The organism is Kitasatospora sp. NPDC059795, from assembly GCF_042732175.1.
Lineage (GTDB): Bacteria > Actinomycetota > Actinomycetes > Streptomycetales > Streptomycetaceae > Kitasatospora.
This window is the reverse complement of record NZ_JBHWID010000034.1, coordinates 7,281-15,219: the sequence shown is the minus strand read 5'-3', so window position 1 is coordinate 15,219 and position 7,939 is coordinate 7,281. Positions and strand designations below refer to the sequence as shown.

Sequence of the window (7,939 nt, the reverse complement as noted above, 5' to 3'; positions counted from 1 at the left end):
CGTTGACGCAGGACCAGGGGCGGGGGGCCGGTCGAGGACGTGCGCCGCAGCACGAGCGGGTGCGGGGACAGCGCCCGGGGCCGAGCCAAGTACCGTGGTGGAGACGACTCTTGAGGCAAGGTCGGGAACGAGCGTCGCGTCATGGGCAGGTGCGGGGGTAGCGCCCGGGGCAGGTGCGGGGTCCGGGGCGGGTGCAGGGACGGGGCCAAGTGCCCGGGCAGGGACGGCCGTTGAGGAAGGGCCAAGCGCCCGGGCACGGGCGGCCGTTGACGCAGGACCAGGGGCGGGGGGCCGGTCGAGGGCGTGCGCCGCAGCACGGGCGGGTGCGGGGACAGCGTCCGGGGCCGATTCAAGTGCGGCGGCACGGGCGGCTGTTGAGGATGGGCCGGGGTCTGCCGTCGTGCCGGGGGCGGGGTCGTGGTGGTGGGCGGGCCCTGCGGTGGTCAGCCTGTCCCCCGGTGCGGTGTCGTGGCGGTCCCGGGCGGGCCGGGGGCGCGGCCCCTGTCCGTGGGCCGCGGCGCTGCTCACGCTAGGCGGCGGGGGCGGGCGGGCGCATGCGTCCGCCGTCGGAGGGCGCGGCGCCCGAGTACGACCCGAGGAGGAGGGCGGGTACCTCCCGGGGTCGCAGTGCGGGCCGCGGGCGGGGCGGGGGCCTGCGACCGCGGTGGCGGTGCGGGGGCGACCGGGGGCCGATGCGGCGGCGGGCGCGGCGCGCCGAGGATGGCCGGGTGACCGAGATCATCGCGGGACTGTCCTTGTCCCCTGTGGAGTTTCTTGCCGTGCTGGGCGCCGTCGTGCTGGTGGCGGCGCGCTGGCTTCCCCCCGCCGTCCGGCCGCGTGCGGCGGCGGGCGCCGCGGCGGCGGTGGCGCTGTGCGCGGCGGTGATGGGCGTGCGGGGGGTGCGGTGGCAGATGCTGCCGGTGCTGGCGGGCGCGGCGGCGGCGCTGCCGTTCGCGACGGCCCCGGTGGTCGGGCGGTGGCTGGGGCGGGTGCGGGGCCGTCCGGCGCGTGCGCCGCGGCGGGCCCGGTGGTGGCTGGCGCTGCCCGGTTCCGCGGCGTGCGCGGCTCTGGTCGCCGCGGGGCCGGTGGCCGCGTGGGCGTTCCCGGTGCCCGTCTTCCCCCGCCCGTCGGGCCCGTTCGCGGTCGGCACGCGGGTGGTGCAGTGGACGGACGCGCAGCGCCCGGAGACGTTCACCGCCGATCCCGACGACCGGCGCACCGTCGTCGTCCAGCTCTGGTACCCCGCGCGGGCGGGTGCGGCGGGCGCGGCGCGGGCGCAGTACCTGGGGCGGACGCGGGAGGAGGCGCGCGTCGTCGCCGACGCCCTGGCCGGCGGCGTGCACCTGCCCGGGTTCCTGGTCGACGGCGTTCCGCGGGCCCGCAGCAGTGCGGTGTTCGGCGCCGAGGTCGCCGCGGGCGGGGACCGGTGGCCGGTGGTGCTGTTCTCGCCCGGGGCGGGCGGGGTCCGGACGCAGAACACCGCGTGGGCGGAGGAGATCGCCAGCCACGGCTACGTGGTGGCCGCGCTGGACCATCCGTACGACAGCGCGGCGGTCGTCCTCGACGACGGGCGGGTGGTGCGTTCGCGGACCCTGTCCACGGGCGACCGGGACGCCGACGAGAGGCTCGCGGAGCAGTGGACGGCGATCCGGGCCGCCGATCTGCGGTTCGTGCTGACGCAGTTGGAGCGGGTGGGGCGCGGCGAGACGGCCGATCCGCTGACGGGCCGCCTGGATGCGGAGCGGGTCGCGGCGGCGGGCCACTCGATGGGCGGCGCGGCCGCGTTGCAGGCCGCCCGGGAGGACGGCCGCATCGGCGCGGTCGTCGACCTGGACGGCTACCCCCACGGGCCGCTCTCCCCCGCGCTGCGCCGGCCGGTGCTGGCGCTCACCCAGGCCGTCGGGCCGAACACCGATCCGCGGTACCTGCCGCGCCTGCGGGAGGCGCTCGCGGGCGACAGCGCGACGAGTTACCGGCTCACGGTGCGCGGGGCCGCCCATCTCTCGTTCATGGACGGGCCGTTGTACCTGCCGCCGGTGCCGTCGGTCGTCGGCTCGCTGGGGCGGGCCGGGAGCGTGCGGATGGTCGCGGCGACCACGCTGGCGTTCCTGGACGCCGCGCTGCGGGGCGCGCCCGGGGACCTGGAGGGGGTGCTGTCCGCCTACGGCGAGCTGGAGGTCGACCGGGCGGGCGGCGGGGGCTGAGCCGGACACGGCCGACGGCCGGCCGGCGCGGCGGCCGGGCAGGCAGTCAGGCGGGCGGGCGGCCGGGCAGGCAGGCAGCGGGTCGTCATGAGGCGGGGGCCGGACGGCGGCCGGGCAGGCAGGCAGCGGGTCGTCATGAGGCGGGGGCCGGACGGCGGCCGGGCAGGCAGGCAGGCAGGCGGGCGACGGCCGGGCATGACGGGGGCCGGGCAGGCGGGCAGGTGGCGGGTCGTCAAGGGGAAGGGGCTGGGCGGGTCGTCACGAGGCGGGGCCGGTGGGCGGCCGGGCGGGCAGGCAGGCGGCCGGCGGGTCGTCAGCGGGAAGGGGCTGGGCGGGGTCGTCACGAGGCGGGGCCGGGCGGGACGGGGGCCGGGCGGGACGGGGCGGGGGCGGCGCGTAGAGTGGCCGCTCGCCCGCGGGGAGAGGACGGCACTGTGCGCGAGCGTTCCCGGGTCCTGTTCGTCACCGATCTCGCGTACCCGGCGCAGGGCCGCCGGTACGGCGACGAGGACGTCTTCCTGACCTCGCGGCTGCGCGGGGAGTTCGATCTGGCGCTGTGCCACCCGCGGGACGCGGTCGCGCTGATGGACGGCTTCGAGGCGGTCGTCGTGCGCAACAGCGGGCCGGTGCTGCACTACCGGGAGGAGTTCGACGCGTTCCGCCGGGCGGCCCGCGCGCGGGGCACACTCGTCCACAACCCGCTGACGGGACGGGGCGACATGGCCGGCAAGGGCTACCTGCTGGAGCTGACCGCGGCCGGGTACCCGGTGATACCGACCGTCGGCCGGCCGGCCGACGTCGCGCTGCTGCCGCACTCCGAGCGGTACGTGGTCAAGCCGCGCGCGGGAGCGGATTCGATCGGCCTGTCCGTCGTGGACCGGGCGGAACTCGCCGCAGCGGCCGAACCCGCGGAAGGGGCCGGGACGGCGGGCCGGGAGACCGGCGGCGCCGGGCCCGGTGAGGTGCTCGTCCAGCCGCTCGTCGACTTCCGCTACGAGGTGTCGTTCTACTTCGTCGACGGCGTCTTCCAGTACGCCCTGTACGCGCCCGACCCGTCCCGGCGCTGGGAGCTGACGCCCTACCCGGCCACCGCCGCCGACCTGGCCTTCGCGCAGCGGTTCGTCGACTGGAACACCCTCGCGTACGGCATCCAGCGGGTGGACGCCTGCCGCACCGTGCGCGGGGAGCTGCTGCTGGTGGAACTGGAGGACCTCAACCCGTACCTGTCGCTGGACGTCGCTCCGCCCGAGCGGCGGGAGGCGTTCGTCGCGGCGCTGGCGACCTCGATCCGCGGCCTGCTGCGCGCCGGACGGGAAACGGCCTGACGGACCGCCACGGCCCGGGACGGGACGACGGGTCACGGCACGGGGCTCGGGACGACGCGTCACGGCCCGATGCCCAGGACGATGCGTCATAGCCCGGGGCAGGGCGGCACGTCACGGCCCGGAGGCCCGAGGCGGAACGGCGCGACGGCGGAACGGCGGAACGGCGGCGAAGCGTTCGTGCGAACCGTCCGAACGTCCGTTCGTCAGCTTCCGGCCCGGCGGGCACGCCCCGGGGCGTGCGGGCCGCGGGGCCGTCGCGGCCTGCGGCGTCGTGCGGATCCGGGGCCCGCGGGGGTGCGGTGCGGGCGGGGGTCCGCGGGGGGTCTGCCTAGCGTGGAGCGGATGCGCCCGCCGCCGTGGCGGCGCGCCGAGGTCCCGGCGGGCCCGGGCTGTCCGGTCCGCGCGGGGAAGGGTGGAGTTCTTCGATGGAGAGTCTGCTGGCGGAGCGGACGGCGGTCGTCTACGGCGCCGGGTCGGTCGGGAGCGCGGTGGCCAAGGCCTTCGTGCGGGAGGGCGCCCGGGTGTTCGTGGCCGGCCGCGGCGAGGGCGCGCTCAAGCAGCTGGCCCACGACGTGGAGGAGGACGGCGGCTCGCTGTCCACCGCCCGAATCGACGCGTTCGACCGGGACGCGGTCGAGGGCTTCCTGGACACCGTCGTCGAGGAGACCGGCCGCCTCGACGTGTCGTTCTGCGCGACGTCCACCCGCCGGCCGGGCGGCCGTCAGGGCGCGGCCCTGGGCGAACTGTCCTTCGAGGACTTCTCCCTGCCGATCGTCGACTTCACCCGGGCCCAGTTCACCACCGCCAACGCCGCCGCCGCGCGCATGACGCCCCGCCGACGGGGCGTGATCATGATGATGACCGCCGCGCCCGCGCGCGTCCCCTTCCCCTACACCGCCGGCTTCGGCCCCGCGTGGGCCGCGGTGGAGGCCTTCGCCCGCACCCTCGCCGCCGAACTCGGCCCCCGGGGCGTGCGGGTGCTGTGCCTGCACTCCGCCGGCTCCCCCGACGCCCGGCACAGCATCGAGAGCACGATGGCGACCGACCTTCCCGAGCTGCCGGCCCGGCAGCAGATCTGGCAGGAGCGCTCCGCGGTCCACAACCTGCTGGGCCGCGGGCCCTCGCTGGCGGACGTCGGCAACATGGCGGCGTTCATGGCCTCCGACCTCGCCGCCGCGTCCACGGGCACGACGACCGACCTCACCGGCGGCATGACCTGCCGCTGACCCGCCCCGCCCGCCGCCACTGACCCGCCCGTCGTAAGGGGCGGGGCGGACGCGGCCCCGCGGCAGGGGGCGGCGGGCCCCCCTGCCCGGCGGTCGGAGCAGCGAGCCCCGGTCGGCCCCGGCCCCGGCCGTGACGAGGATCCCGGACAACGGCCGGGCCCGCCCACGGCTCCCCACTCGGTCGAAGGCGGACGTGGGTGGGGAGATCCGGCGAGCACCGTGAGCGTCGTGCGTGTGCCGGGGCCACCGCCCGCTTGTGCGGTGCTCGGGCCGCGCCGGCCGGTCGAAGGGCGCCTGCGGCGGCGCTGCGCGCCGGCCTTCGGCCGCCCTGAACGGTCTGTCCCGCCCCCGGAACCGTCCGGCTGTCGGGCGGCTCCCGGGCGGCGTCCGTCCGCAGCTCGGCGCGCCGCAGGGCGGGGAGTCGCGCGAACAGGTCCGAGGAACACCCGGGCGCGGGGCGGGGAGATCCGGGGACCCCCATCGGCCGGGGAGGGAGCCGGCCCAGCACCTGCCGGCGGGCCGGCCCACAGGTGGAGACGGCAGCCGGCCCGACACGACGGACCGGCCCGGCCCGGCGGGCGCGGCTGCGGTCGGGACCACCGGAAGGAGACAGCCCTGGCAGACCCCGCACCTCGGCAGGCCCGCGCCGGGCGGGCGCCGGCGGCCGGGGGACGCCGAACCGCCCGCGCCCCGGCGGGAAGCGGCGGCGGGCCCCGCCTGCGATCCGCCCCGGCCCGGGACGGCCCCGCCCGGTGGCGGCGGGCGTCGAACCCGCCGCAGGCCCGGCCTACCCGTGCCCGCGGCGCAGGACGCCCACGGCCGACCCGTGCCCGCGGCGCAGGACAGTGTCCCGGCCCGGCGCAGGCCGTGCCCGGTCCCCCTCCACAGGCCCGCCCCGCCCCAGCAGCCCCCCGGCCCCCGGCCCCCGGCGGTCCCGCACCGGCGCTCGGCACGGGACCGCCGGGGTCGGCGACGGCAGCGGACCCGGCCCTGCCCGGCCCGGCCCGCTGCCGCGGGGGTCGCTCAGATGTACAGCGTGTTGGGCTCCAGCCCGCACAGGGTCCGGCCGTAGAGCTCGGCGTTGGTGTCGGGGTTGATCAGGGCGTGCAGGGCGACGGCGTGGATGTCGCGGGCGATGCGCTGCAGGGGGACGTCGAGGAAGATCGAGGTGCCGCCGCTGATGCCCACCAGGGTGTCGACGGCGTGCTTGGCCAGGCGGGTCGCCTCGCCCTGGTCGTTGCGGACGCGGGCGCGTTCCTCGTTCTTCCACTCCTCGCCGCTGGCGGCCTTGGCGTCGACGGTGGCGGCGGCGCGGCGGGCGTGGAACTCGGCCTGGTCGATGCTGTTGACGGCCTCGGCCACGCGCAGGTGGGTGATCGGGGCCTCGTTCTGGGCCTCGTAGTCGGTGTAGGTGATCTTCCGTCCGGGCAGCCGCTCGAAGAACGCCTCGCGGGCGGCCTTGGCGAGGCCGACGGCCACGCCGGCGCCGGAGGCGGCGGCGACGAGGGCGGCGGGGGTGCGCCAGACCGGCGAGTGGGCGTTGGCCTCGGACAGGCCCTGGGGGCGGATGGAGGCGCTCATCGGGATGATGCGGTGCTCGGGGACGAAGAGGTCCTCGGCGACGGTGGTGACGCTGCCGGTGCCGCGCAGGGAGCTGGTGTGCCAGTCGTCGACGATCTTCAGCTCGTCCATGGGGACGAGCGCCATGACGGGCTCGGGCTCGGCGTCGGGGCGCAGCAGGATCGCGGCGATCTCCTGCCAGCCGGCGTGCCAGGCGCCGCTGACGAACTTCCAGGCGCCGTTGACGACGATGCCGCCGTCGGCGGGCACGGCGGTGGCGGAGGGGCTGTTGGTCCCGCAGACGCGGGGGGCGGGGGAGGTGAAGACCTCGTCCTGGGCGGCGTCGGGGAACAGGCCGGCGATCCAGGTCGGGATCCAGAACACCGAGGACGTCCAGGCGATCGCGCCGTCGGCGCGGCCGAGTTCCATGGCGACCTCCACCAGGGTGGAGGTGTCGCACTCGTAGCCGCCGTGGCGCACCGGGGTGCGGAGGCGGAAGACGCCGGCGTCGGCGAGGGCGGCGACGGTCTCCTCGCTGAGGCGGCGGTTGTCCTCCGACCAGGCGGCCTGCTCCCGAAGGGCCGGCACCAGTGCGGCGACGCGTTCGACGATTTCTTCCCGGGTGGGTATTCCCGTGGTCGTCATCTTTTCCTCCTGGACGGTTCGGTCGAATGGGCCGCCGGGCCGCGGCCGCCATTCACGCGGTCACCGGGGAACGATTCCACCGGGTGTGCGGGCGGGGCCTCTTCAGGATTGCCCGGGTCCGGTGTTTGTCCGGGGTCGGGCCTCCGGGCGGGGTGCGGGCGGCGGGCACGGGGCAATCACGAGGAAGTAAAGGGGATTTGACGCGTGGCAGCCTGGGGCCCGGACCGTTTCCCGACCGCCGTTTCCCGGCGGCGTCGCAGCCAGGAGGCCAGCGTGGATCTGTCGCCCATCGTGACCAGGGACGAGTGGCTCACCGCCCGGAAGGAACTGCTGGAGCAGGAGAAGGAGCTCACCCGGATGCGCGACGCGGTCTCCGCGTCGCGGCGGGCGCTGCCGCGGGTCCTGGTGGAGAAGGAGTACGTGTTCCGGGCGCCGGGCGCGTCGCCGACGCTGCTGGAGCTGTTCCAGGGGCGGCGGCAGCTCGTCGTGCGGCACTTCATGTTCGACCCGGCGTGGGAGGAGGGCTGCCCGGGCTGCTCGATGCAGGCCGACTCGGTGGGCACTCTCGCCCACCTCCACAACCGCGACACCTCGTTCGTGATGGTCGCCCGCGCGCCGATCGAGAAGATCGAGGCGTTCCGTGCCCGGATGGGCTGGGACCTGCCGTTCGTCTCCTCCCACGGCAGCGACTTCAACCGCGACTTCCACGTCACCACCGACAAGGGCGAACTCCCCGGCGTCAGCAGCTTCCTGCGCGAGGGCGACGCGGTGTTCCACACCAACTCGATCTTCGACCGGGGCAGCGAGGTCACCCTCAACACGTACAACTACCTGGAGATGACGCTCCTGGGCCGGCAGGAGGAGGGCCTGGCCCACCCCTGGTGGGGGGGGGGGGGGGGGGGCCGCCCCCACGACGACCCCCCCCACCCCACAGCCACCACCAGCTACTACGGCCCCGACCAGGTACCCGCAACGCCAC

5 protein-coding genes are annotated in these 7,939 nt (G+C 77.0%); 4 read left to right on the top strand and 1 reads right to left on the bottom strand.

Annotated features, from left to right (window positions below):
• Window positions 1–692 precede the first annotated feature (692 nt).
• The 3 genes from ACFV4P_RS34885 to ACFV4P_RS34875 all read left to right on the top strand — a co-directional run bounded on the left by ACFV4P_RS34885 (window position 693) and on the right by ACFV4P_RS34875 (window position 4,755).
• The gene (locus ACFV4P_RS34885; RefSeq protein WP_380477514.1) at window positions 693–2,204 is read left to right on the top strand and encodes an alpha/beta hydrolase family protein; all 1,512 of its coding nucleotides are present in this window, start codon (window positions 693–695) and stop codon (window positions 2,202–2,204) included.
• Between the two features lie 434 nt (window positions 2,205–2,638).
• The gene (locus ACFV4P_RS34880) at window positions 2,639–3,529 is read left to right on the top strand and encodes a hypothetical protein (protein WP_380477513.1); all 891 of its coding nucleotides are present in this window, start codon (window positions 2,639–2,641) and stop codon (window positions 3,527–3,529) included.
• 425 nt (window positions 3,530–3,954) lie between these two features.
• Complete coding sequence (locus tag ACFV4P_RS34875; protein ID WP_380477512.1) at window positions 3,955–4,755, top strand: SDR family NAD(P)-dependent oxidoreductase; 801 nt, start codon at window positions 3,955–3,957, stop codon at window positions 4,753–4,755.
• A 1,023-nt stretch (window positions 4,756–5,778) separates the two neighbouring features.
• On the opposite strand, the gene ACFV4P_RS34870 is transcribed toward ACFV4P_RS34875, so the two are convergent.
• A complete protein-coding gene (locus ACFV4P_RS34870; protein WP_380477511.1) occupies window positions 5,779–6,960 on the bottom strand; it encodes an acyl-CoA dehydrogenase family protein in 1,182 nt (393 codons plus the stop codon).
• Between the two features lie 273 nt (window positions 6,961–7,233).
• On the opposite strand from ACFV4P_RS34870, the gene ACFV4P_RS34865 reads away from it, so the two are divergent.
• Window positions 7,234–7,939 (top strand): DUF899 domain-containing protein (locus ACFV4P_RS34865; RefSeq protein ID WP_380477510.1); only part of this gene is annotated, 706 nt, incomplete at its 3' end.

Excerpts from the sequence above, each read along its gene's own strand:
- ACFV4P_RS34885 (WP_380477514.1), top strand. The coding sequence starts at position 693 with ATGCGGCGGCGGGCGCGGCGCGCCGAGGATGGCCGGGTGACCGAGATC.
- ACFV4P_RS34875 (WP_380477512.1), top strand. The coding sequence starts at position 3,955 with ATGGAGAGTCTGCTGGCGGAGCGGACGGCGGTCGTCTACGGCGCCGGG.
- ACFV4P_RS34870 (WP_380477511.1), bottom strand. The coding sequence starts at position 6,960 with ATGACGACCACGGGAATACCCACCCGGGAAGAAATCGTCGAACGCGTC.